Origin of the sequence: Streptomyces sp. NPDC002490, from assembly GCF_040296045.1 — a bacterium.
Taxonomy (GTDB): domain Bacteria; phylum Actinomycetota; class Actinomycetes; order Streptomycetales; family Streptomycetaceae; genus Streptomyces.
Window position 1 is genome coordinate 1 of sequence record NZ_JBEOWM010000076.1, and the last position, 23,047, is coordinate 23,047.

At 71.5% G+C, this 23,047-nt stretch carries 19 protein-coding genes and 1 other RNA gene; 18 read left to right on the plus strand and 2 right to left on the minus strand.

From position 1 onward, the window contains the following. Positions 1-147: 147 nt before the first annotated feature. On the minus strand, positions 148-339 hold the full coding sequence (locus tag ABT092_RS29110; RefSeq protein WP_351249155.1) for a hypothetical protein: 192 nt from the start codon (positions 337-339) through the stop codon (positions 148-150). Between the two features lie 322 nt (positions 340-661). On the opposite strand from ABT092_RS29110, the gene ftsE reads away from it, so the two are divergent. The 13 genes from ftsE (at position 662) to ABT092_RS29175 (ending at position 16,383) form a co-directional block, all read left to right on the plus strand. Next, positions 662-1,351 carry a cell division ATP-binding protein FtsE gene (ftsE, locus tag ABT092_RS29115; protein WP_351249157.1) on the plus strand — a complete coding sequence of 230 codons (690 nt, stop codon included), beginning with the start codon at positions 662-664 and terminating at the stop codon, positions 1,349-1,351. A 58-nt stretch (positions 1,352-1,409) separates the two neighbouring features. Then, the gene (gene ftsX / locus ABT092_RS29120) at positions 1,410-2,327 is read left to right on the plus strand and encodes a permease-like cell division protein FtsX (RefSeq protein ID WP_351249159.1); all 918 of its coding nucleotides are present in this window, start codon (positions 1,410-1,412) and stop codon (positions 2,325-2,327) included. 129 nt (positions 2,328-2,456) lie between these two features. Further along, positions 2,457-3,779 carry a S41 family peptidase gene (locus ABT092_RS29125; RefSeq protein WP_351249161.1) on the plus strand — a complete coding sequence of 441 codons (1,323 nt, stop codon included), beginning with the start codon at positions 2,457-2,459 and terminating at the stop codon, positions 3,777-3,779. A gap of 63 nt (positions 3,780-3,842) precedes the next feature. Then, a complete protein-coding gene (gene smpB, locus ABT092_RS29130; RefSeq protein ID WP_351249163.1) occupies positions 3,843-4,322 on the plus strand; it encodes an SsrA-binding protein SmpB in 480 nt (159 codons plus the stop codon). A 115-nt stretch (positions 4,323-4,437) separates the two neighbouring features. Further along, positions 4,438-4,807, plus strand: a transfer-messenger RNA (tmRNA) gene (gene ssrA / locus ABT092_RS29135). Positions 4,808-5,261: 454 nt separating this feature from the next. Continuing rightward, the gene (locus ABT092_RS29140; RefSeq protein WP_351249165.1) at positions 5,262-5,930 is read left to right on the plus strand and encodes a hypothetical protein; all 669 of its coding nucleotides are present in this window, start codon (positions 5,262-5,264) and stop codon (positions 5,928-5,930) included. Beyond that, positions 5,930-8,113 carry a bifunctional polysaccharide deacetylase/glycosyltransferase family 2 protein gene (locus ABT092_RS29145; protein WP_351249167.1) on the plus strand — a complete coding sequence of 728 codons (2,184 nt, stop codon included), beginning with the start codon at positions 5,930-5,932 and terminating at the stop codon, positions 8,111-8,113. The genes ABT092_RS29140 and ABT092_RS29145 overlap by 1 nt, the downstream gene beginning before the upstream one ends. Beyond that, positions 8,110-9,402 (plus strand): acyltransferase family protein, encoded by a 1,293-nt coding sequence (locus ABT092_RS29150; RefSeq protein ID WP_351249169.1) that lies wholly within the window; start codon positions 8,110-8,112, stop codon positions 9,400-9,402. The genes ABT092_RS29145 and ABT092_RS29150 overlap by 4 nt, the downstream gene beginning before the upstream one ends. Positions 9,403-9,716: 314 nt before the next feature. Next, a complete protein-coding gene (locus ABT092_RS29155; RefSeq protein WP_351249171.1) occupies positions 9,717-10,295 on the plus strand; it encodes a sigma-70 family RNA polymerase sigma factor in 579 nt (192 codons plus the stop codon). Then, positions 10,292-11,101: an anti-sigma factor family protein gene (locus ABT092_RS29160; protein ID WP_351249173.1), complete on the plus strand. Its 810-nt coding sequence runs from the start codon at positions 10,292-10,294 to the stop codon at positions 11,099-11,101. The genes ABT092_RS29155 and ABT092_RS29160 overlap by 4 nt, the downstream gene beginning before the upstream one ends. 237 nt (positions 11,102-11,338) lie before the next feature. After that, positions 11,339-13,675, plus strand: coding sequence for a HelD family protein (locus ABT092_RS29165; RefSeq protein ID WP_451362399.1), 2,337 nt, complete (start codon positions 11,339-11,341; stop codon positions 13,673-13,675). 442 nt (positions 13,676-14,117) lie between these two features. Next, positions 14,118-15,527, plus strand: a complete 1,410-nt coding sequence (locus tag ABT092_RS29170; protein ID WP_351249177.1) for an NAD-dependent malic enzyme — start codon at positions 14,118-14,120, stop codon at positions 15,525-15,527. Positions 15,528-16,101: 574 nt separating this feature from the next. Then, the gene (locus ABT092_RS29175) at positions 16,102-16,383 is read left to right on the plus strand and encodes an HU family DNA-binding protein (protein ID WP_016645140.1); all 282 of its coding nucleotides are present in this window, start codon (positions 16,102-16,104) and stop codon (positions 16,381-16,383) included. A gap of 245 nt (positions 16,384-16,628) precedes the next feature. Here the strand turns inward: ABT092_RS29175 and murA are convergent, their stop codons facing one another. Then, complete coding sequence (murA, locus tag ABT092_RS29180) at positions 16,629-17,978, minus strand: UDP-N-acetylglucosamine 1-carboxyvinyltransferase (RefSeq protein ID WP_351249179.1); 1,350 nt, start codon at positions 17,976-17,978, stop codon at positions 16,629-16,631. A gap of 214 nt (positions 17,979-18,192) precedes the next feature. Here murA and ABT092_RS29185 point away from each other — a divergent pair, with 214 nt between their 5' ends. The 5 genes from ABT092_RS29185 (at position 18,193) to ABT092_RS29205 (ending at position 22,960) form a co-directional block, all read left to right on the plus strand. After that, positions 18,193-18,765, plus strand: coding sequence for a YqgE/AlgH family protein (locus ABT092_RS29185; protein WP_351249181.1), 573 nt, complete (start codon positions 18,193-18,195; stop codon positions 18,763-18,765). A 126-nt stretch (positions 18,766-18,891) separates the two neighbouring features. Then, the gene (locus ABT092_RS29190) at positions 18,892-19,185 is read left to right on the plus strand and encodes a DUF3039 domain-containing protein (RefSeq protein ID WP_351249183.1); all 294 of its coding nucleotides are present in this window, start codon (positions 18,892-18,894) and stop codon (positions 19,183-19,185) included. A gap of 462 nt (positions 19,186-19,647) precedes the next feature. Continuing rightward, positions 19,648-20,985, plus strand: coding sequence for an extracellular solute-binding protein (locus ABT092_RS29195; RefSeq protein ID WP_451361421.1), 1,338 nt, complete (start codon positions 19,648-19,650; stop codon positions 20,983-20,985). 17 nt (positions 20,986-21,002) lie between these two features. Further along, positions 21,003-21,965, plus strand: a complete 963-nt coding sequence (locus ABT092_RS29200; RefSeq protein WP_351249185.1) for a carbohydrate ABC transporter permease — start codon at positions 21,003-21,005, stop codon at positions 21,963-21,965. A gap of 170 nt (positions 21,966-22,135) precedes the next feature. Further along, on the plus strand, positions 22,136-22,960 hold the full coding sequence (locus ABT092_RS29205; RefSeq protein ID WP_351249189.1) for a carbohydrate ABC transporter permease: 825 nt from the start codon (positions 22,136-22,138) through the stop codon (positions 22,958-22,960). The last annotated feature ends 87 nt before the right edge of the window (positions 22,961-23,047 follow it).

Here is a 23,047-nt window from a genome sequence, read left to right on the forward strand (position 1 = left end):
GCAAGCCGCTCGGCTGGGATACCCCAGCCGAGCGTCTACATGATCTACTCACCACCTGAAACCAAGTGGTGTTGCGACGACCCCTTGAACCCAAGACCGACGCTCCGGGCCCTCACCGTTGCCGTGCGCGGGAACGGAAGGCGGGGTTCACATCGATTGGCGGGCCAACAGCGCCAGCGCGGTGACCAGCACGGCCAACAGTCCGATCAGCGCCACGGGGCTCATCGAGGACCAGTGGTTGCCCTGCTGGAGACGCTCCCTGCTGGCACGGCAGACCGGGCAGCGCCCCTCGCTGACCGGGGCCGCGCAGTTCGCGCACACCAGTCGGTCGTAGGTCATGCCCATCCTCCTCCCGTGCGGCGGAGCCTGCCGCGACGACGTCCTCTCCGCGCAACGCTCGGGGACGCGCAGGCGTTCCCCCTCCACCACTGTGCCAGCTCCCGCGCGATTCGGCGCGGGCCGTAGGTCCCCCGTGGGCCCGGGCGCGCGCCCCGGCGGTCGGCGGGCCCCGCGCCCCCGTGCCCGGCCCCCGGGGGTCCGGGGCGCGCCTTCGCCGACAAACCCGGCCAAGGGGTGCCGGAGCGGGCGCCGCGGCCTGCGCGCGTCCCCCGCATTCGCGTATGGTCACGGACACCTACCCCCGGCGACCCGTGGTGCATCCGTGATCCGATTCGACAACGTCTCCAAGAACTACCCCAAGCAGAACCGTCCGGCCCTCAGAGAGGTGTCCCTGGAGGTCGAGCGCGGGGAGTTCGTGTTCCTGGTGGGGTCATCCGGCTCCGGCAAGTCCACCTTCCTGCGCCTGATCCTGCGCGAGGAACGGGCGACCCACGGCCAGGTGCACGTCCTCGGCAAGGACCTGGCCCGGCTCTCCAACTGGAAGGTGCCGCACATGCGGCGCCAGTTGGGGACGGTCTTCCAGGACTTCCGGCTGCTGCCGAACAAGACGGTCGGCGAGAACGTGGCCTTCGCGCAGGAGGTCATCGGCCGCTCCCGCGGCGAGATCCGCAAGTCGGTGCCCCAGGTGCTGGACCTCGTCGGCCTCGGCGAGAAGGAGGACCGGATGCCCGGCGAGCTCTCCGGCGGTGAGCAGCAGCGCGTCGCCATCGCCCGGGCCTTCGTCAACCGTCCCAAGCTGTTGATCGCGGACGAGCCCACCGGCAACCTCGACCCGCAGACCTCGGTCGGCATCATGAAGCTGCTGGACCGGATCAACCGCACGGGCACGACCGTCGTGATGGCCACCCACGACCAGAACATCGTGGACCAGATGCGCAAGCGCGTCATCGAGCTGGAGCAGGGCCGCCTCGTCCGCGACCAGGCGCGCGGCGTCTACGGCTACCAGCACTGACCCCACGTACGCGACGTACGCGACACCACATCACGTACCGAAAGGCAGAAAGCACGCGATGCGCGCCCAGTTCGTCCTGTCGGAGATCGGCGTCGGTCTCCGCCGCAACCTGACGATGACCTTCGCGGTCGTCGTCTCGGTGGCCCTCTCGCTCGCCCTCTTCGGCGGCTCCCTGTTGATGCAGGACCAGGTCAGCACCATGAAGGGCTACTGGTACGACAAGGTCAACGTCTCGATCTTCCTGTGCAACAAGAACGACGCGGAGACCGACACGGCCTGCACCAAGGGCGCGGTGACCGGGGAGCAGAAGGAACGCATCAAGGCCGACCTGAAGAAGTTGGCCGTCGTCGACCAGGTGCACTACGAGTCCAGCGACGAGGCGTACAAGCGCTACAAGGAGCAGTACGCGGACTCCCCGCTGGCCCCGGTCCTCACCCCGGACCAGCTGCCGGAGTCCTACCGGGTCAAGCTGAAGGACCCGCAGAAGTACCAGGTGGTGTCGACCGCCTTCGCCGGCCGGGACGGCGTCCACTCGGTGGAGGACCAGCGGGAGACGCTCAGCAACCTCTTCGAACTCCTCGACGGGATGCGGATCACCGCGCTCGCGGTGATGGGGCTGATGCTGGCCGTCGCGCTGATGCTGATCGTCAACACGGTGCGGGTGTCGGCGTTCAGCCGGCGCCGGGAGACCGGGATCATGCGGCTCGTCGGCGCGTCCGGCTTCTACATCCAGGCGCCGTTCATCATGGAGGCCGCCGTGGCCGGCCTCCTCGGCGGCCTGGTGGCCTGCGGGTTCCTGCTGGTCGGCCGGTACTTCATGATCGACCACGGGCTGATGCTCGCCGAGAAGATGCCGCTGATCAACTTCATCGGTTGGGACGCGGTGCTGAAGACGCTGCCCCTGGTCCTGGTGATCAGCCTGCTGATGCCCGCCCTGGCCGCGTTCGTCGCGCTGCGCAAGTACCTGAAGGTCTGAGCCCTCGGCCACCCCGGGGCGCACGGCCCGCGCCCCGGGGCCGGTCGCACCCCTCGGTGTGAGATTCGCCCCGGGCGCCGTACGGTCAACCCACCGTGCGGCGCCCGGCGTTGTCCTAGACTCACCGCCATGTCAGGTCCCGACCTGTTCACCCCGCCCCGCCGCGTCCGCCGCGGGGCGGCTCTGACCTTGGTGTTCACCAGCGTCCTGGTCACCGGCGCCGCCGCCGGCTCCTGGTCCCGCGCCACCGGTGAGGACCCGCACCCGGTTCCGGTCGCGGCCGGCGGGCCCGCGGCACCGGACGGGACGGCCCGGGCGGCGGTGGACGCCGCGGCCGCCGCCCTGGTGGACGGCAAGTCCCCCGTGGAGGCGGCCCGCCGGGCGGTGAGCCGCAGCGGCGACCGCTGGGGCGCGGTCTACTCGGAGGCCGAGTACGCCGAGTTCGCCCGGGCCCTGGACGGCGAGTACACCGGCGTCGGCCTGTGGGCCCGCCGGGTGGGCGGCGGCCTGATCGAGGTCACCCGGGTACGGGACGGGGGCCCCGCGGAGCGGGCCGGGGTGCGGGAGCGCGACCTGATCCGCGGGGTCGACGGGGTCCCCGTGGACGGGCGCCCGGTCACCGAGGTCATCGGGCTGCTGCGCGGGCACGGGCCGGCCGCCCCCGGCACCGAGGTGCGCCTCGACCTGCAACGCGGGGACCGCCGCTGGACCGCGGGCCTGCGCCGGGCGGTGCTCACCACCGAACCGGTGACCGTCGAACGCCTCGGCACCCCCGCCGCCCCCCGCGTCCTGATCAAGGTGGCGGCCTTCACCCAGGGCTCCGGCGCCCAGGTGCGGTCCGCGGTGCGCGAGGCACCCTCGGGCGCGGGCATCCTGCTGGACCTGCGGGGCAACTCCGGCGGGCTGGTCAGCGAGGCGGCGGAGGCGGCCTCGGCCTTCCTGGACGGCGGGCTGGTCGCCACCTACGACGTCCGGGGCGAGGAGCACGCGGTGCACGCGGCGCCCGGCGGCGACGTCCGGCGGCCGGTGGTGGCGCTGGTGGACGGCGGCACCATGAGCGCCGCCGAACTGCTGACCGGGGCGCTGAAGGACCGCGGCCGGGCGGTGGTGGTCGGCTCCCGGACCTTCGGCAAGGGCTCCGTGCAGCTCCCGAGCCCGCTCCCGGACGGCTCGGTCGCCGAGCTGACCGTGGGCCACTACCGCACCCCCTCGGGACGCGGGGTCGACGGCCGCGGCATCACCCCCGACCTGGAGGCCACCGACACCGGCCCGGCCGCCCCCGCCGATCCCCCCGCACCGCCCTCCGCCCCCGCCACCCAGGGAGCGGCCCCCGGACCCCCCGAGGCCCCCGGGGACGGCGGCGCCGAGGACGCCGGGGACGCCGTGGACCTGCCGGACCCCGTGGAGCGCCGGGCGGAATCCGTGCTGAACGGCCTGGGGAGCCGGCGGTGAGTCGGCCGACCCCGCAAATGCACTGGCCCCGGCCCCCCTCCGTGGTGCGAAGATGGCGTCACTATGGCTAAGGAAAAAGGGCGCAAGCTGATCGCGCAGAACAAGAAGGCGCGGCACGACTACCACCTGCTGGACACCTACGAGGCCGGACTGGTCCTCACGGGCACCGAGGTCAAGTCGCTGCGCCAGGGGCGGGCCTCCCTCGTCGACGGCTTCGTGCAACTCGACGACAACGAGGCGTGGCTGCACAACGTGCACGTGCCGGAGTACAGCCAGGGCACCTGGACCAACCACTCGGCCCGTCGGAAGCGGAAGCTGCTGATGCACCGGGCGGAGATCGACAAGCTGTTCTCGAAGTCCCAGGAGACCGGGCACACCATCGTGCCGCTGGCCCTGTACTTCAAGGACGGCCGGGCCAAGGTCGAGATCGCGCTGGCCAGGGGCAAGAAGGAGTACGACAAGCGGCAGACCCTGCGGGAGAAGCAGGACCGCCGCGAGACGGACCGGGCGATCTCGGCGGCCCGCCGCCGTCAGCGCGCCTGACGCCGCCGCCCGCGACCCGCGCGGAAACGCGGTGGCACCCCGCGGTGCTCTTCCCCTACCATGGGGACCACACCCCAGCGCGAGAGCGACGGGGTGGACCTTGAAAAATGCACAGGGGGATGATCGGTTTCGACAGCGGCTGTCGAAGCAGGGGAAGCGTGTCGAGGAAGCGGCAATGATCTCGTAAACCACGTGTCGCAACCAATAATCGCCGAAACCAAGCGCGATTCCTTCGCCCTCGCTGCCTAAGTAGCGACTCGCGAAGTGTCAGTCCGGGGATGTTCCCGACCCGGGTCCTGGCATCAGCTAGGGAACTAAACTCCTAGGCCCGGTCACGGGGTCGAGGAGGAAATCTCACAGTGACTGAGCCCGTCGGAGACTTGTCCGCGTGATCTCCGGGGCCGAGAAAAACGTAGCGGACTGCACACGGAGAAGCCCTGATTCCGCACCGTTGGACGCGGGTTCGATTCCCGCCATCTCCACATCCCCGAAAAGCCCCTGACCTGCGAGTCCATCGCCGGGTCAGGGGCTTTTCGCTGTTTCCGCGGCGTCCCCCGGCGCCGGGCGGCCCCGATGCGCAACGACGCTCGGATGGCGCCCGAGGGCCCGAGCCGCGCGACCCCCGCAGTGCGCCCCGGACCACCCGGCGCCTCCGTGCATCTCCAGGGGGATCGATTTCCGGACACTCCCGACACTGCTGCACACTGTCCATGTACTGGCGGGTATCCGCCAGCCTGGCCGAAGTGCGCTACATTCGACGCCTGAGCACAAGGTGGTAGTGGGGGCGCTCGGACCAGGTGGGGGCCTGGGAAAGCGGCGCATGCTCGGCGCCGCCGGCGCGCTCACATCGTTCGTGGGGGGATGCGCGCGCGCATGGAGAATTGGCGAGAAGACGCCCAACCTGGGCAGACACACGACCCGCATGAGGTCACCGTCCAGATGGCCGGTATAGGCCAGCAGTTCGGCGAACTGAAGGCCGGGGCCGAGGAGCCCGCGGCCGACGGTCCCGTGTTCGTGGACGAGACGGGCCGGCGCAGCCGGCTGTACCGGCGGATAGGCATGGCCGTCGTCGCGGGCTGCGCGGTCTACGCGTGCGTCATCGTGGCGACGGTCGTCTCCGGCAACTCCAGCGCCCCCTGGCTGCCCATGACCGACAGCCAGGCCGAGCCCGCCGGGAAGGTCGACGTCTCTCCGCGTCCCGCGGACCCCGCCTCCCCCACGGCCTCCCCCTCCACCGGGGCCAGCACCGCCCCCTCGCAGAGCGCCGTCACGGACCCCGTGCCCGCCGCCGACACCCGCCCGGCCACCGGCCGCACCCGGGAGCCCGCCGCCGGCACCGGCGGCGCCGCGGCCCCCGAGGCCACCGCCGAGGCGCCCGCCCCGCAGCCCACCGGCAGCACCGGCCCGATCACCCGCCCCGACCCCGGGCCCAGCCGCAGCGCCGGCACGGGCGGCGTCGACGAAGGCCCCGGCGCCAGCGAGGCGCCCGACCCGGGGGCCTCCCCGTCGGCCCCGGTCGAACAGCCCTCCGCCACCCCGTCCGGCGAGGCGGAGCAGCCGCCCGGCGACGGCACCCAGCCCCTCGGGTCAGTGGAGGACGCTCCGTAATGACGTCCCGCAAGCGCGGTCGTCGGGCCAAGGCCCGGCGCCGCAGACTTCCCCTGCGCTACCTGATGCCCGTGCTGGTGCTCGCCGCCCTGATGGCGATGCTGATGCTCCGCGGCTACGTGCACAGCGAGATCCTCGCCGACCACCGCATCGCCCCCTCGACGTACAACGACCAGGTGCCCGAAGCGATCCGCAAGGGCAAGCCGGTGATCGACGTGCGCGGCGGCAAGATCAACACGGTCGGGGTGCCGGACGACCGGGTCGTGCTCACCTTCGACGACGGGCCCGACCCCGAGTGGACGCCGAAGGTGCTGGACGTGCTGAAGAAGCACGACGCGCGCGGCGTGTTCTTCGTGACCGGCACCATGACCTCCCGCCACCCCGAGCTGGTCCAGCGGATGGTCGACGAGGGCCACGAGATCGGGCTGCACACCTTCAACCACCCGGATCTGGCGCTCCAGTCCACCGGGCGCATCGACTGGGAGCTGTCGCAGAACCAGTTGGCGCTGGCCGGCGCGGCGAACGTCCGCACCTCGCTGTTCCGCCCCCCGTACTCGTCCTTCGCGCACGCCTTCGACAACCGCAACTGGCCGGTCACCGAGTACATCGGCGGCCACGGGTACCTCACCGTGGTCAACAACACCGACAGCCAGGACTGGAAGAGGCCGGGCGTCGACGAGATCGTCCGCCGGTCGATGCCGGAGCCCGGCAAGGGCGCCATCGTCCTCATGCACGACTCAGGCGGCGACCGTTCGCAGACCGTCGCGGCGCTCGACCGGATGCTGCCGGACCTTAAGGCCAAGGGCTACGAGTTCACCAACCTCACCCAGGCCCTCGACATGCCGAGCGCGCACACCCCGGTCAGCGGTCTCGACCTGTGGAAGGGCAAGGCGTGGATCCTGCTGGTCCAGGCCGCCGAGCACCTCACCACCGTGCTCGCGGCCGGACTCGCGGTGATCGGGTTCCTGGTGATCACCCGGTTCGGGCTGATGCTGGTGCTCTCCTTCCTGCACGCCCGCAAGGTCCGCCGCCGCGGCTTCCGCTGGGGCCCGCCGATCACCGAACCGGTCTCGGTGCTGGTGCCCGCGTACAACGAGGCCAAGTGCATCGAGAACACCGTCCGCTCGCTGATGGACAGCGACCATCCCATCGAGGTCCTGGTGATCGACGACGGGTCCACGGACGGCACCGCCCGCATCGTCGAGGACCTGCGGCTGCCGGGCGTGCGCGTGGTGCGCCAGCTCAACGCGGGCAAGCCCGCCGCCCTCAACCGAGGCATCGCCAACGCCCGCCACGACCTCATCGTGATGATGGACGGCGACACCGTCTTCGAACCGTCCACCGTCCGCGAACTCGTCCAGCCCTTCGGCGACCCGAAGGTCGGCGCGGTCGCCGGCAACGCCAAGGTCGGCAACCGGGACTCCCTCATCGGGGCCTGGCAGCACATCGAGTACGTGATGGGCTTCAACCTCGACCGCCGCATGTACGACCTGCTGCGCTGCATGCCCACCATCCCCGGCGCGGTCGGCGCCTTCCGCCGCTCCGCCCTCCAACGGGTGGGCGGCATGAGCGAGGACACCCTCGCCGAGGACACCGACATCACCATGGCCATGCACCGCGACGGCTGGCACGTGGTCTACGCGGAGAACGCCCGCGCCTGGACCGAGGCCCCCGAGTCCGTGCAGCAACTGTGGTCCCAGCGCTACCGCTGGTCCTACGGCACCATGCAGGCCATCTGGAAGCACCGCCGCGCCCTGGTGGAACGCGGCCCCTCCGGTCGCTTCGGCCGGGTCGGGCTGCCGCTGGTCTCGCTGTTCATGGTGCTCGGACCGCTGCTGGCCCCGCTGATCGACGTGTTCCTGCTGTACGGGCTGGTGTTCGGGCCCACCGGCAAGACCGTCACCGCCTGGCTCGGCGTCCTCGCCATCCAGCTCGCCTGCGCGGCCTACGCCTTCCGGCTCGACCGGGAGAAGATGGTCCCCCTGATCTCGCTGCCGCTGCAACAGATCCTCTACCGGCAGCTGATGTACGTGGTGCTGCTCCAGTCCTGGATCACCGCCCTGACCGGCGGCCGACTCCGCTGGCAGAAGCTGCGCCGCACCGGTGTCGTCGGCTCCGCCCCCGGCGGCGCACCCCGGCCGGTCGACCCGGCCGCGCCCGCCGACCGGAGGCCGGTGGCATGACGCACCCCCCGCAGGGCCCCGCCACCGGCGCCCCCGACTGGGTGGCCCGGGGCTGGGACACCCACCGCGCGGAACCCGCCGCCCCGCCGCCCGCCGCCCCGCCCGCGACCGCCCCGGCGCCCGAACCGGCGCCGGCGCCCACCGGGCGCGCCCCGGGCCGGGACCGCTACCTTGACCTGCTGCGCACCCTCGCCCTGGTCCGGGTGGTCGTCTACCACATCTACGGCTGGGCCTGGCTGACCATCGTCTTCCCGTCCATGGGCGTGATGTTCGCGCTCGCCGGCGCCCTGATGGCCCGCTCCCTGAAGCGGCCCGCCTGGGGAGTGATCAAGAGCCGCGTCCGTCGTCTGCTGCCCCCGCTGTGGCTGTTCGGCGCGGTGCTGGTGCCGCTGATGTTCCTCGCCGGCTGGGACCCGGGCGACGACCCCAACCAGAGCGGCAACTGGGGCTGGATCAAGCTCCTGAACTACGTGCTGCCGGTCGGCTCGCCGATCTACCCGCTCAGCGTCGGCCACGAGGGCGGACTGTTGGACCCGGAGTGGGCCATGTACGCCGCCGGGCCCCTGTGGTACCTGCGGACGTACCTGTGGCTGGTGGTCGCCTCGCCGCTGTTGCTGTGGGCCTTCCGGCGGGCCCCCTGGCCCACGATGTTCGTCTGCCTGGGGTCGGCCGGGGTGTTCGGCACCGACCTGGTCGAGATTCCTGGGTCGACCGGCTACGCCATCCAGGGCTTCGCCGTGTACGCGGGCTGTTGGCTGCTCGGCTTCGCCCACGAGGAGGGCGTCCTGGGGCGGCTGCCGCGCTACGTCACGGTGTCGGTGGCCGCGTTCGTCATGGCCTTCGGACTCTGGTGGGCCGCGGGCCACCAGACGGAGTTCGGCATGGACCTCAACGAGATCCCGTTCGCCCAGGCGACCTGGTCGTTCGGCGCGGTGGCGATCCTGCTGGTCTACGCGCCCTCCTGGCAGCGGCTGCCCGGCCGGCTGGCCCGCTGGGACAAGCTCGTCACCCTGTTCAACAACCGGGCGGTGACGATCTACCTCTGGCACAACGGCCTGATCGTCGCCACCATCCCGATGATCTCCCAGCTCTACGACCTCCCGTTCATGACGGAGGGCTCGATGCGGGTGCTCACGGCCACCTTCCAACTGTGGATGCTGGTCCTGGTCTGGCCGCTGATCGGGCTGGCGATCCTGGCCACCGGCTGGGTGGAGGACCTGGCCGCCCGCCGCCGGCCCCGGTTCTGGCCCACCACCGCGGCCCCCCGGGCGGCCCGCCGCCGGCGCTGAACCCGCCCCCGTCCCGGAACCCCGCACCCCCTCAGGGCGGTGCGGGGTTTTCGGCTGGAAATCGCCCTCTGTACCCGGGGGTGACCTTCGGTCCGACTGGCACCGGCATAACCGGACTTGCCCCGGTCACTTCTTCACGGTAGGTGATCCGGTGGCGTCGTTCTGCTATAAGTCCCGTGCTTTCAGGCCCATTTGACGACCCATTTGAACGGCTCCCGCGCCCCACCCGTATCCCGGGATGCAATCGAGCGGTCAGGTTCCAGCTCGGTCGAGTTGAAGCGGGCTCGGCCGAATCGGGGACACCGGAGGTAGGCGTGCGCAAAGATTCAGCCGTGGCCGATGAACGCCCGCCGAGGGCTCGACATCGTAGGGAACAGCTCCCGTCCGAGCCGGACGAGGAGCTGATGCGCGCGCTGTACCAGGAGCACGCGGGCCCTCTGCTCGCCTATGTCCTGCGGCTGGTCGCGGGGGACCGGCAGCGCGCGGAGGACGTCGTTCAGGAGACGCTCATCCGCGCCTGGAAGAACGCCGGCCAACTCGGGAGCGCAACCGGTTCGGTGCGCCCCTGGCTGGTGACCGTGGCCCGACGTATCGTGATAGATGGCCACCGCAGCCGACAGGCACGGCCGCAGGAGGTCGAGCCGTCGCCCCTGGAGGTCATCCCCGCGGAGGACGAGATCGACAAGGCGCTGTGGCTGATGACGCTTTCGGACGCGCTCGACGACCTGACCCCCGCACACCGGGAGGTCCTCGTCGAGACCTACTTCAGGGGACGGACGGTCAATGAAGCGGCCCGCACGCTCGGCATACCCAGCGGAACCGTGCGTTCACGGGTGTTCTACGCCCTGCGCTCGATGAAGCTGGCACTGGAGGAGCGGGGGGTGACGGCATGACGTCGAACGAAGCACACCACACACATCAGGCGGACAGCGTCCACGAGACCGTGGGCGCCTACGCCCTGGGCATCCTGGACGAACACGAAGCGACCGCCTTCGAGGGCCATCTGGCCGGCTGCGAGTGGTGCGCCGGGCAACTCGACGAACTCGCCGGCATGGAATCCGTGCTGGCCGCGCTCGCCGACCTGCCCGGCCCCCCCGGTAGACGTCCCGGCGACCCGGCCACCGCGGGGCTTCCACCCGCGAGGCCCGACCCGCGCACCCTCGACCGGCTCGCGGACGAGGTCGCCGCCCGCCGCGCCGGCGGTAGACGCCGCGGGCTCTACCTCGCCGCCGCCGCGGCCGTCCTGATCGTCGGGGGCCCGCTCGCCGCCGTCGTGGTCACCGGGGGCGGCGAGGCGCAGCCGTCCGCGGCCGGCAAGCGCGCCCATCCGACGAGCCCCGCCGAGGACGCCTTCTTCCACGACATGGAGGAGAAGCTCACCGCGACCGACCCCACCACCGGGATCACCGCCACCGTGGGCACCGAGCGCAAGGCGTGGGGCACCCACACCGTGCTGGAGCTCAAGAACGTCGAAGGCCCCGAGAAGTGCAGCCTGATCGCCGTCGGCAAGAACGGCGAACGCGAGACGGTGACCACCTGGGCGGTGCCCCCCTGGGGCTACGGACTCCCCGGCGCCGTGCGGAAGGAGGCGCGCAAGCCGCTCTACGTGCACGGCGGCGCCGCGCTGACCCGCTCCGACATCAGTCACTTCGAGGTCCGGACCCTGGACGGAAAGGAACTGGTGAAGGTGAAGGCGTAGGCGACGCCCACCCCGCCGGCCGGGTTCCCTCACCCGGCCGCCCCCCGCGCAGGGCCACCCCCCACAGGCCCGCCCCGCGCACGTCAGCCCGGCACCCCCGTCGACCGCACGGGGCGCGACCGGGCCCTTGTGTTTCCCGGGGCCGTCCGGCCGGCGGGCCGGGGCCGTTCGGGCGGGCCGGCCCCCCGGCCCGGCCGGCGCGTGGCGCGGGTGGCCCGCGTGGCGTACGGTAGACGGCTGCCATGCACGTCAGAAGGGGGCCCGGTGGCCGCTCAGCACGCCGCTCTCGACTCGGTCCGTGAACACGAGATCGGTGTCGAACAGGATCATCTCGACCAGGTCTACCGCCGGCTGGAGGAGAAGATCCAGGACGCCGAGTTCCTGATGCGGGACGCGGCCCGGCTCAGCCAGGTCGGCACGCCCGGCGCGCTCGCCGAGCGCGACGCCCAGGTCTTCCGCGCCGGCGTCCACCTCAACCGCCTCAACAGCGAGTTCGAGGACTTCCTCTTCGGCCGGATCGACCTGCTGGAGGGCAAGGACGGCGAGAAGGGCCCGGACGGGGCCCACACCTCCGTCGACCCCGCGGACGGCGCCATCGGCACCGACCCCGCGGACCCCGCCCGGCAGGTCGCCGACATCGCGGAGACCCTGCACATCGGCCGCATCGGCGTCCTCGACACCGACTACACCCCGCTGGTCATCGACTGGCGGGCGCCCGCCGCCGCCCCGTTCTACCGCTCCACGCCGGTGGAGCCCGGCCGGGTCGTCCGCCGCCGGGTGATCCGCTCCAAGGGCCGCAAGGTGCTCGGCGTCGAGGACGACCTGATGCGCCCCGCGCTCACCGCGTACCTCGACGGCCGGGAACTCCCGGTGATCGGCGACGGCGCCCTGATGGCGGCGCTCGGCCGGGCCCGCGGCCACACCATGCGGGACATCGTCGCCTCCATCCAGGCCGAGCAGGACCTCGTCATCCGGGCCCCCGCCGCCTCGGTCACCCTGGTGGAGGGCGGCCCCGGCACCGGCAAGACCGCCGTCGCGCTGCACCGCGCCGCGTACCTGCTCTACCAGGACCGCCGCCGCTACTCCGGCGGCATCCTGATCATCTCGCCCACCCCGCTGCTGGTCTCCTACACCGAGGGCGTGCTGCCCTCCCTCGGGGAAGAGGGACAGGTCGCCATCCGGGCGCTCGGCTCCCTGGTCGACGGGGCCGAGGCCACCGTGTACGACACCCCCGCCACCGCCCGGGCCAAGGGCTCGTCCCGGATGGTCAAGCTCCTGCGCAAGGCCGCCCGCGGCGCCCTGGAACTGCGCCCCGACGGCGCCCCGGCCCCCGAGCTGCTGCGCGTGGTCGCCCACGGCCGCCGCCTCGAACTCGACGCCGACCGGCTGGCCCGCATCCGGGACGCCGCCCTCGGCGGCACCGCCCCGGTCAACCTGCTGCGTCCGCGCGTCAGACGGCTGTTGCTGGACGCGCTCTGGGCGCAGTCCGGCTCCGCCTCCCGCCACACCGACCCCGAACTCGCCGCCGAACTGCGGTCCTCCTTCGACGAGGACGTCACCTCCGAGGACTCCTTCACCTCCTTCCTCGACGCCTGGTGGCCCGAACTGACCCCGCGTCAGGTGCTGGCCGCGATGGGCGACGAGCGACGACTCGCCCGCTGGGCCCGCCGGATCCTCAACCCCGGCGAGGTCCGCCGGGTGGCCCGCTCCCTCCAGCGCGAGGCGCTCTCCGTCCACGACGTGGCCCTGCTCGACGAGCTCCACACGGTCCTCGGCGCCCCGGCCCGCCCCCGGCAGCGCCGCGAGGTGGACCCGCTCGACCAGCTCACCGGCCTGGAGGAGCTGATGCCGGTCCGCGAGGAGAGCCGCCGCGAACGCGCCGAGCGCCTCGCCGCCGAACGCGTCGAATACGCGCACGTCATCGTCGACGAGGCCCAGGACCTCACCCCCATGCAGTGGCGCATGGTGGGCCGCCGCGGCCGACACGCCACCTGGACCGTGGTCGGCGACCCCGCCCAGTCCTCCTGGTCGGACGTGGACGAGGCGACCGGGGCCCGGGACGAGGCGCTCGGCAACCGGCCCCGGCGCCGCTTCACCCTCACCGTCAACTACCGCAACCCGGCCGAGATCGCCGCCCTCGCCGCCAGGGTGCTGGCGCTGGCGATGCCCGGCGCCACCTCCCCGTCCGCGGTCCGCTCCACCGGACTGGAGCCCCGGTTCGCCACCGTCGACGACCGGGGCCAGGGCCGGACCGTGCGCGCCGAGGCCGAGCGGCTGCTCGACCTGGTGGACGGCACCGTCGGGGTCGTCGTCGCCATGAACCGGCGCGCCGAGGCCGCCCGCTGGCTGGCCGGGCTCGGCGACCGGGTCGTCGCCCTCGGCAGCCTGGAGGCCAAGGGCCTGGAGTACGACGCCACCGTCGTGGTCTCCCCGGCGGAGATCGCCGACGAGTCGCCCGCCGGGCTGCGCGTGCTGTACGTGGCGCTGACCCGGGCGACCCAGCAGCTCACCGTGGTCTCCGGCCCGCGCGACGAGCCCGATGCGGACGGCGTCCCCGACCTGCTGCGCGACTGACGGCCCCCGACGGGTGACCCGGCACCGGCCGTTCGGCCGGTTGCCGGACGGACCCGGGCGACGGGAATTGCCGTGCGGGGATCGTTTGTTACCGTGGACGTGACACCGGCCCGATCCAAGCCCCCGGGCCCAACCTTCGTCGCTTCGAGCGACCACTTGCCGCGAGGCGAGCATGGCGGGTCGGTGTCATCCAAGTCACCCAGCGGCCCGCGTCCTTGTGACGTGGGCCTCTTCGTGTCGGCCGCGCTTTTCGTATGCTGGAACGAGCCTTCCGTAAACAATGGTCCGGCTTCGTGAACAAAAGCTTCGCAATACGGGGCGGCTCACATCTACCCGACGGTAGGTGCGACCATCGGAAGGCGCTGTCCGGCCCCGCCGGACGGCGTGCACGTGTACACGACGACGTGCACGCGAGACCAGAGTGAAGAAGAGGAAGTCGGCCATGGCAACGGCGCCCAGCGTCTCCTACTCGATGACGGTTCGCCTTGAGGTGCCCGCCAGCGGAACCGCGGTATCGCAGCTCACCACCGCCGTCGAGTCCTCCGGAGGCTCCGTCACCGGCCTCGACGTCACCGCGTCCGGCCACGAGAAGCTGCGCATCGACGTCACCATCGCCGCGACCTCCACCGCGCACGCCGAGGAGATCGTCGGCAAGCTGCGCACCATCGAGGGCGTCGTCCTCGGCAAGGTCTCGGACCGGACCTTCCTAATGCACCTCGGCGGCAAGATCGAGATGCAGTCCAAGCACCCCATCCGCAACCGCGACGACCTCTCCATGGTCTACACGCCGGGCGTGGCACGGGTCTGCATGGCCATCGCCGAGAACCCTGAGGACGCCCGTCGCCTCACCATCAAGCGCAACTCGGTCGCCGTGGTCACCGACGGCTCCGCCGTCCTCGGCCTCGGCAACATCGGCCCCAAGGCCGCGCTGCCCGTGATGGAGGGCAAGGCCGCCCTCTTCAAGCGCTTCGCAGGCATCGACGCCTGGCCGCTCTGCCTGGACACCCAGGACACCGACGCGATCGTCGAGATCGTCAAGGCCATCGCCCCCGGCTTCGCGGGCATCAACCTGGAGGACATCTCCGCCCCCCGCTGCTTCGAGATCGAGGCCCGGCTGCGCGAGGCCCTCGACATCCCGGTCTTCCACGACGACCAGCACGGCACCGCCATCGTCGTCCTCGCCTCCCTCACCAACGCGCTGCGCGTGGTCGGCAAGGCCGTCGGCGACGTGCGCGTGGTGATGTCCGGAGCCGGCGCCGCCGGCACCGCGATCCTCAAGCTGCTGCTCGCCGCCGGGGTCAAGAACGCGGTGGTCGCCGACATCCACGGGGTGGTGCACGCCGGCCGCGAGGACCTGGTCTCCGCGGACTCCGACTCGCCGCTGCGCTGGATCGCCGACAACACCAACCCCGAGGGCCTCACCGGCACCCTCAAGGAGGCCGTGCGCGGCGCCGACGTCTTCATCGGCGTCTCCGCCCCCAACGTCCTCGACGGCACCGACGTCGCCGCGATGGCCGAGGGCGCGATCGTCTTCGCCCTCGCCAACCCGGACCCCGAGGTGGACCCGGCGGTCGCCCGCCAGACCGCCGCGGTGGTGGCCACCGGCCGCTCCGACTTCCCCAACCAGATCAACAACGTGCTGGTCTTCCCGGGCGTCTTCCGCGGCCTGCTCGACGCGCAGTCGCACACCGTCAACACGGACATGATGCTGGCCGCCGCGAGCGCCCTCGCCGACGTCGTCACCGAGGACGAGCTGAACCCCAACTACATCATCCCCAGCGTCTTCAACGACAAGGTCGCCGGCGCAGTGGCCGGGGCGGTGCGCACCGCGGCGAAGGCCGCGATGCGCTGACCCGCCGGGGGGCCGCCCCCGCCCGCCCCGTGGGCGCGGTGCGCCGCTCGCGCGGCTCCCCGCGCCCCCGAGCCGTTGCCTCCGGGCGGCTCGGCGTCCTGGGCGCCGGCCGTCGTGGCCGCGCGCGCCGTTCCCCGCAAGGGCGGTGCACCGGACCTCGACCGCGGCGGCCCGGGCCCGTGGGGCCCGGGCAACCGCGCGGGCCGGGGGACGGCGCGTCGCCGCGCCCCCGCCGCGCCCCCGCGCATACGCTGGGGCCCTCACAGGGGGCCGATCGGGAGCCGTCGGGGAGAGGGGGCCGGGCCGACAGGCCGGGCACCACCCCGGGGCACCGGCCCCCGCCCCTGCGCTCCGCTTTCGGGACCGAACGGAGCGTCACCGTTTCGTACCGGTGGCGCTTTTCGTGTGACTCCCAAGGGTGCCGGATTGGCGTTCCCGCTGCTGGTGGGGGCAGGATGCCTGTCTGGGCGCGAGGGTCTGGCGACGGACCCGGGTCAGGGGCCCGACCACGGTCCCTGGCAGCATCGGCTTCGATCTCACGCCTCAACGGCAAGATGAACACGGGAGTACAAACATGAACCGCAGTGAGCTGGTGGCCGCGCTGGCCGACCGCGCCGAGGTGACCCGCAAGGACGCCGACGCCGTGCTGGCCGCGTTCGCCGAGACGGTCGGCGAGATCGTCGCCAAGGGCGACGAGAAGGTCACCATCCCCGGCTTCCTGACCTTCGAGCGCACCCACCGTGCCGCTCGCACCGCTCGCAACCCCCAGACCGGCGAGCCGATCAACATCCCCGCCGGTTACAGCGTGAAGGTGTCCGCCGGGTCCAAGCTGAAGGAAGCCGCAAAGGGCAAGTAAGGCGTCTCGCTCCCCGCGCCGACGAGGGCGCGGGACCAGGTGAGAGGGGCGGCACCCGGGCCAGGGTGCCGCCCCGTCGCGTTCCCCGGGCCGGTTCGGTCACCCGACCGGGTCGGGTGACCCGGTGGAGGCCCGGGAACGGCCCTGGCGGCCTCGATCGCGGACCGGGCGGTGGGCCCGGGGCGTTCGAGACCGCCAGGGCCTCCCGTGCGACCACAGGGCCCGTCCGGGCCCGTGGTCGCTGCTCAGCCGCCGAGGGCGGCGGCCTTCCCGGGCAGCTCCACCTTGGCGCCGAGGGCCTGGAGCTTGTCCATGAAGTTCTCGTAGCCCCGGTTGATCAGTTCGATGCCGTGCACCCGGGAGGTGCCCTGCGCGGCGAGCGCCGCGATCAGGTACGAGAAGCCGCCGCGCAGGTCCGGGATGACCAGGTCGGCGCCCTGGAGCCGGGTCGGCCCGGACACCACCGCGGAGTGCAGGAAGTTGCGCTGGCCGAAGCGGCAGTCCGAGCCGCCCAGGCACTCCCCGTAGAGCTGGATGTGGGCGCCCATCTGGTTCAGCGCGGAGGTGAAGCCGAGCCGCGACTCGTAGACGGTCTCGTGGATGATCGACAGCCCGGTGGCCTGGGTCAGGGCGACCACCAGCGGCTGCTGCCAGTCGGTCTGGAAGCCGGGGTGCACGTCGGTCTCCAGCGCGATGGCGTTGAGGGTGCCGCCGGGGTGCCAGAAGCGGATGCCCTCGTCGTCTATCTCGAAGGCGCCGCCGACCTTGCGGTAGGTGTTGAGGAAGGTCATCATCGAGCGCTGCTGGGCGCCGCGGACGTAGATGTTGCCCTCGGTGGCCAGGGCGGCGGACGCCCAGGAGGCGGCCTCCAGCCGGTCGGGGAGCGCGGCGTGGGTGTAGCCGCCGAGCTTGTCCACACCGGTGATGCGGATGGTGCGGTCGGTGTCCATCGCGATGATGGCGCCCATCTTCTGGAGCACGCAGATCAGGTCTTCGATCTCCGGCTCCACCGCGGCGTTGGACAGCTCGGTGACGCCCTCGGCGAGTACCGCCGTCAGCAGCACCTGCTCGGTCGTGCCGACCGAGGGGTAGGGCAGCCGGATCTTGGTGCCGCGCAGCCGCTGCGGGGCCTCCAGGTACTGGCCGTCGTCGCGCTTCTCGATGCGCGCGCCGAACTGCCGCAGCACGTCGAAGTGGAAGTCGATGGGCCGGCCGCCGATGTCGCAGCCGCCGAGCCCGGGGATGAAGGCGTGGCCCAACCGGTGCAGCAGCGGGCCGCAGAACAGGATGGGGATGCGGGAGGAGCCGGCGTGCGCGTCGATGTCGGCGACGTTCGCGCTCTCGACGTGCGTGGGGTCGAGCACCAGCTCGCCGGGTTCCTCCCCGGGGCGCACCGTCACGCCGTGGAGTTGGAGCAGTCCGCGGACGACCCTGACATCACGGATGTCCGGAACGTTGCGCAGTCTGCTCGGTCCGCTGCCGAGCAGCGCGGCGACCATGGCCTTGGGCACGAGGTTCTTCGCGCCGCGGACACGGATCTCGCCCTCCAGCGGGGTTCCGCCGTGGACAAGCAGGACATCGTCGGTGACGGTCATGTATCTCGCGTTCCGAGTGAGACGGGCAGGGGCCGAAGAGCTAGCGTAATGGCCCTAACCCCCCCTTCTGTAAGCCCGTGGCGGCCAGGACCTGGTCAGGACTTTGCCACAACACGAACCGCCGTCGCGCGGCCACGGGCGGTGACGTGCCGGAGGGGTTGCGGAGGTGGGGGTCGGCGCCCGCGGACGGGGAGGATGGGGAATCATGTGGTGCATGACCGAGGTGTCCTCCCTCACGGGGCGGCTGCTCGTGGCGGCGCCCGCCCTGACCGATCCGAACTTCGACCGCGCGGTGGTCCTGCTCATCGACCACGACGAGGAGGGTTCCCTCGGCGTGGTCCTCAACCGTCCGACGTCGGTGGGCGTCGGCGAGGTCCTGGAGGGGTGGGGCGAACTCACCGGCCAGCCCGACGTGGTGTTCCAGGGCGGTCCGGTCTCCCTGGACTCGGCCCTGGCCCTGGCGGTCATCCCGGGCGGGTCCGCGGACGACCGGACCCCGCTCGGCTGGCGTCGGGTGCACGGGGCGATCGGCCTGGTGGACCTGGAGACCCCGCCCGAGCTGGTGGCCGCCGCACTGGGTTCGCTGCGGATCTTCGCGGGGTACGCGGGGTGGGGCCCGGGACAGCTGGAGGACGAGCTGGGCGAGGGCGTCTGGTACGTCGTGGAGTCGGAGCCGGGGGACGTGTCCGCGCCGGACCCCGAGCGGTTGTGGCGCGCGGTGCTGCGGCGCCAGCGCGGCGAACTGGCGATGGTGGCGACCTATCCGGACGATCCGTCCCTGAACTGAGTCCGGTGCGCTCCGGAGCCCGGGCGGCGCACCGCCGCGGGATGCGTTCCGCCCGTCCGCGGGGCGGGGTCCGGGCCCGGTGCCGGTGGGATCGGACGCCGTGGGGTTTCAGTACCCTTGGCAACCATGAGCACTCTTGAGCCCGAGCGCGGGACGGGTACCGGGACCCTCGTCGAACCGACGCCGCAGACTTCGCACGGTGACGGTGATCACGAGCGCTACGCCCACTACGTCCAGAAGAACAAGATCATGGCGAGCGCGCTCGACGGCACCCCGGTCGTCGCGCTCTGCGGCAAGGTGTGGGTGCCGGGTCGCGACCCGAAGAAGTACCCGGTGTGCCCCATGTGCAAGGAGATCTACGAGTCCATGGGCCCCGGCGGCAACGACAAGAACGGCAAGGACGGCAAGGGCAAGAAGTAGTCGTCCCGTTCCCCGCTCCGTACGTCCCCGCCGGGACGGTGCGGGGCGGCCGTACGGCAGTGCCTTCCGTGGCGGAGCCCCTTCGGCTCCGCCACCTCGCGTTTGCGGCCGGTGGGGTGTCCCGGCCGGTCGGTCCGGTGGTGCCGGGTGTGAGGGCGCCGAGGTCGGGTAGGTGGCGTGCGACGCCCGGTGTGAGTGCACCACCGGCCCCGTACGTCTCCCCAGTGACACGCGTCGTGTCCGGTTGGGGGAGAGAGCTGCCCCAATGGTCCAGACCTGTCGGGGTGCGAATCATGACATTCACCCCACTTCGTTGCGCCCTCTGCTCTCGCTGGTCACGGACTGGTTGAGACCCTCCGCTGAACCCTTGATGAACCCCGGGAACCCCCCTAGCCTCCGTGGTGTTGTGCACCGCGAAACACTCGTTGCGCCTTCTGCAACGTGAACTCGGAGGACCGCTCGATGAAGCTCCCGCAGAAGTTCATGAACCGGGCGACCGCCGCCCCGCGTCGACGGTCCGCCGCCCTCGCCGCCCTGACCGTCGCCGCGCTGACCGCCACCGCCTGCGCCCCGCAGAGCTCGGACGCCTCCTCCGACAAGGACGAGAAGAGCGGCACCCTGCGCGTCTGGCTCTTCCAGGAGGTGAACAACAAGCCCAAGGAGGACGTCGTCAACAGCGCCATCGCGTCCTTCAAGAAGGCCAACGACGGTGCCGACGTCAAGGTGGAGTACATCCCCGTCGAGACCCGCGCGGAGAAGATCAAGGCCGCCTTCAACGACCCGAAGAGCGCCCCCGACGTCATCGAGTACGGCAACACCGACACCGCGGGCTACGTGAAGGACGGCGGCCTCGCCGACATCACCAAGGAGTTCGGCGACTGGGCCGACGGCAAGGACACCGACCCCACCGCCCGCGAGTCGGTCACCGTCGACGGCAAGGTCTACGGCGCCCCCTACTTCGTCGGCGTCCGCGCCCTGTACTACCGCACGGACGTCTTCAAGGAGCTGAAGCTCGACGTCCCCAAGACGCAGGCCGAGCTGATCGCCACCGCCAAGAAGATCCGCAAGGCCAAGCCCGAGCTGTACGGCCTCGCGGTCGGCGGCGCCTACACCTACGGCGCCATGCCCTTCCTGTGGTCCAACGGCGGCGAGATAGCCACCAAGTCCGGCGAGAAGTACACCTCCGCCCTCAACAGCGCCGAGTCCCGCAAGGGCATCGAGGCGTACACCTCCCTCTTCGGCGACGACAACTGCCCGGCCGCCAAGTGCGCCGGCATGGGCGGCAACGACACCGTCACCGCCTTCGCCTCCGGCAAGGCCGGCATGGCGATCGGCGGCGACTTCAGCCGCGCCGCGGTCGAGGCCGGCAAGGCCAACGGCAAGTTCGCGGTGGTCCCGCTGCCCGGCGTCAAGGAGGGCGAGATCGCCCCGGCCTTCGCCGGCGGCAACAACATCGGCGTCCTCAAGAGCACCGAGCGCCGCACCCTCGCGGTCGAGCTGGCCAAGGAGCTCGCGGGCAAGAAGACCCAGGGCGAACTCTTCGAGGCGATGGGCTTCCTGCCCACCTTCACCGACGTCCGCAATCAGGTCGCGGAGAAGGAGCCCTTCATCAAGCCGTTCATCGACACCCTCGCCGCGGGCGCCAAGTTCGTGCCCGCCTCGCCCGCCTGGGGGCAGATCGACGCCTCCCTGGTGCTGCCGACGATGTTCCAGGAGGTCGCCAGCGGCCGCAAGGACGTCGAGGCCGCCTCCGCGGACGCGGCGAAGAAGATGGACGACGCCTTCACCAACGCGGGCTGAACCGAGAGTCCTGACCCATGACGCACGACATCACCGTGGACAAGCCCCCGGTGGCGGTGCGCGGACCCGGGCGCCGACCGAAGAGGTCCGGCGCCCGGGGCCCCGGCCGCTCCGGTTGGACCCCGTGGCTGTACCTCGCACCCGCCCTGGTGGTCCTCGCCGGGCTGCTCGTCTACCCGATCTACCAACTGGGCCTGATCTCCTTCCTGGAGTACACCCAGGCCCAGGTCAGCGGCGGCGAACCGACCACCTTCAAGGGCTTCGACAACTACCTCACGCTCTTCCGCGACGAGCAGTTCTGGCAGGTCCTGCTGGCCACCGTGGTGTTCGCCACGGTCTGCGTGGTCTCCACGCTCGCCGTCGGCTGCGCGCTGGCCGTCCTGCTCACCCGCATCCGCGCCGTGCCCCGGCTCATCCTGATGATGGCCGCGCTCGGCGCCTGGGCGACCCCCGCGGTCACCGGCTCGACGGTGTGGGTGTTCCTGTTCGACCCCGACTTCGGGCCCGTCAACAAGCTGTTCGGGCTCGGCGACTACTCGTGGACCTACGGCCGCTACAGCGCCTTCGCCCTGGTGCTGTTCGAGGTCGTCTGGTGCTCGTTCCCCTTCGTGATGGTCACCGTCTACGCGGGCATCCGCGCGGTGCCCGCGGAGGTCCTGGAGGCGGCCTCACTGGACGGCGCCTCCCAGTGGCGGATCTGGCGGTCGATCCTCGCGCCGATGCTGCGACCCATCCTGGTGGTCGTCACCATCCAGTCCATCATCTGGGACTTCAAGGTGTTCACCCAGATCTACGTGATGACCAACGGCGGCGGCATCGCCGGCCAGAACATGGTCCTCAACGTGTACGCGTACCAAAAGGCGTTCGCGTCCTCCCAGTACAGCCTCGGGTCCGCCATCGGCGTGGTCATGCTGGTGATCCTGCTGGTGGTCACGCTCGTCTATCTGCGGCTGCTGCGGCGCCAGGGGGAGGAACTGTGACCGGCACGGCGGTGGGTGGCGGCGGCCACCCGGACGCAGCGCGCGACGGCGGCCCCGGCACCCTCCCGGACGCCCCCGCCAAGGACCGCACGGACGGTTCCCCAAACCCGCAGGAGTCGACGGCGTCCGGCGGCGGCCGACCGCGCCCCCGGTCCGGTGGCCGCCGGCTCATCCAGCGGCCCTGGCGACTGGCCGCCGAACTGACCGCCCTGGTGGTGGCCGTGGTGGTCGCCTTCCCGCTGTACTGGATGGTGCTGTCGGCGTTCAAGCCGGCCGGGGAGATCGAGTCGACCGAACCCCGGCCCTGGACGTTCAACCCCTCGTTGGATTCCTTCGAGCGGCTCTTCGGGCAGCAGGAATTCGGTCGCTACTTCCTCAACAGCCTCATCGTGGCGGTGTCCGTCGTCCTGGTGTCCGCGATCATCGCGTTCCTCGCCGCGACCGCCGTCACCCGATTCCGCTTCAAATTCCGCACCACCCTGCTCATCATGTTCCTCATCGCGCAGATGGTGCCGGTCGAAGGATTGGCCATCCCGCTGTTCTTCCTCATGCGGGACCTCGGCCAACTCAACACCCTGGGCGCACTGATCCTGCCGCACATCGCCTTCTCGCTGCCCTTCGCGATCTGGATGCTCAGGGGCTTCGTGAAGGCCGTCCCGGAGGCCCTGGAGGAGGCCGCGGCCCTGGACGGCGCGAGCCGCAGCCGGTTCCTCTGGCAGATCCTCTTCCCGCTGGTGTTCCCGGGACTGGTCGCGACGAGCGTCTTCTCGTTCATTTCCGCGTGGAACGACTTCCTCTTCGCCAAGTCCTTCATCATCAGCGACACCTCGCAATCCACGTTGCCCATGGCCCTGCTCGTCTTCTTCAAACCGGACGAGAACGACTGGGGCGGCATCATGGCGGCGTCTACAGTGATGACCATTCCGGTACTGATCTTCTTCGTGCTCGTCCAGCGCAGACTGGTGTCCGGGCTCGGAGGAGCGGTCAAGGACTGACAGTGAGGATGTGACGTGGCTTCTCCGCTGGGTCTGACTCACGGACTGACCGACGCCGACTGGCTGTCCTTTGCGGGATTCGTCGGC

Bases quoted from the DNA above. Each gene is read 5' to 3' on its own strand.
- ABT092_RS29160 (WP_351249173.1), top strand. From the start codon at position 10,292: ATGACGTCGAACGAAGCACACCACACACATCAGGCGGACAGCGTCCAC.
- ABT092_RS29195 (WP_451361421.1), top strand. From the start codon at position 19,648: ATGAAGCTCCCGCAGAAGTTCATGAACCGGGCGACCGCCGCCCCGCGT.
- smpB (WP_351249163.1), top strand. From the start codon at position 3,843: ATGGCTAAGGAAAAAGGGCGCAAGCTGATCGCGCAGAACAAGAAGGCG.
- ABT092_RS29150 (WP_351249169.1), top strand. From the start codon at position 8,110: ATGACGCACCCCCCGCAGGGCCCCGCCACCGGCGCCCCCGACTGGGTG.
- ABT092_RS29175 (WP_016645140.1), top strand. From the start codon at position 16,102: ATGAACCGCAGTGAGCTGGTGGCCGCGCTGGCCGACCGCGCCGAGGTG.
- ABT092_RS29145 (WP_351249167.1), top strand. From the start codon at position 5,930: ATGACGTCCCGCAAGCGCGGTCGTCGGGCCAAGGCCCGGCGCCGCAGA.
- ABT092_RS29125 (WP_351249161.1), top strand. From the start codon at position 2,457: ATGTCAGGTCCCGACCTGTTCACCCCGCCCCGCCGCGTCCGCCGCGGG.
- ABT092_RS29170 (WP_351249177.1), top strand. From the start codon at position 14,118: ATGGCAACGGCGCCCAGCGTCTCCTACTCGATGACGGTTCGCCTTGAG.
- ABT092_RS29190 (WP_351249183.1), top strand. From the start codon at position 18,892: ATGAGCACTCTTGAGCCCGAGCGCGGGACGGGTACCGGGACCCTCGTC.
- ABT092_RS29200 (WP_351249185.1), top strand. From the start codon at position 21,003: ATGACGCACGACATCACCGTGGACAAGCCCCCGGTGGCGGTGCGCGGA.
- ftsX (WP_351249159.1), top strand. From the start codon at position 1,410: ATGCGCGCCCAGTTCGTCCTGTCGGAGATCGGCGTCGGTCTCCGCCGC.
- murA (WP_351249179.1), bottom strand. From the start codon at position 17,978: ATGACCGTCACCGACGATGTCCTGCTTGTCCACGGCGGAACCCCGCTG.
- ABT092_RS29140 (WP_351249165.1), top strand. From the start codon at position 5,262: ATGGCCGGTATAGGCCAGCAGTTCGGCGAACTGAAGGCCGGGGCCGAG.
- ABT092_RS29185 (WP_351249181.1), top strand. From the start codon at position 18,193: ATGACCGAGGTGTCCTCCCTCACGGGGCGGCTGCTCGTGGCGGCGCCC.
- ABT092_RS29110 (WP_351249155.1), bottom strand. From the start codon at position 339: ATGACCTACGACCGACTGGTGTGCGCGAACTGCGCGGCCCCGGTCAGC.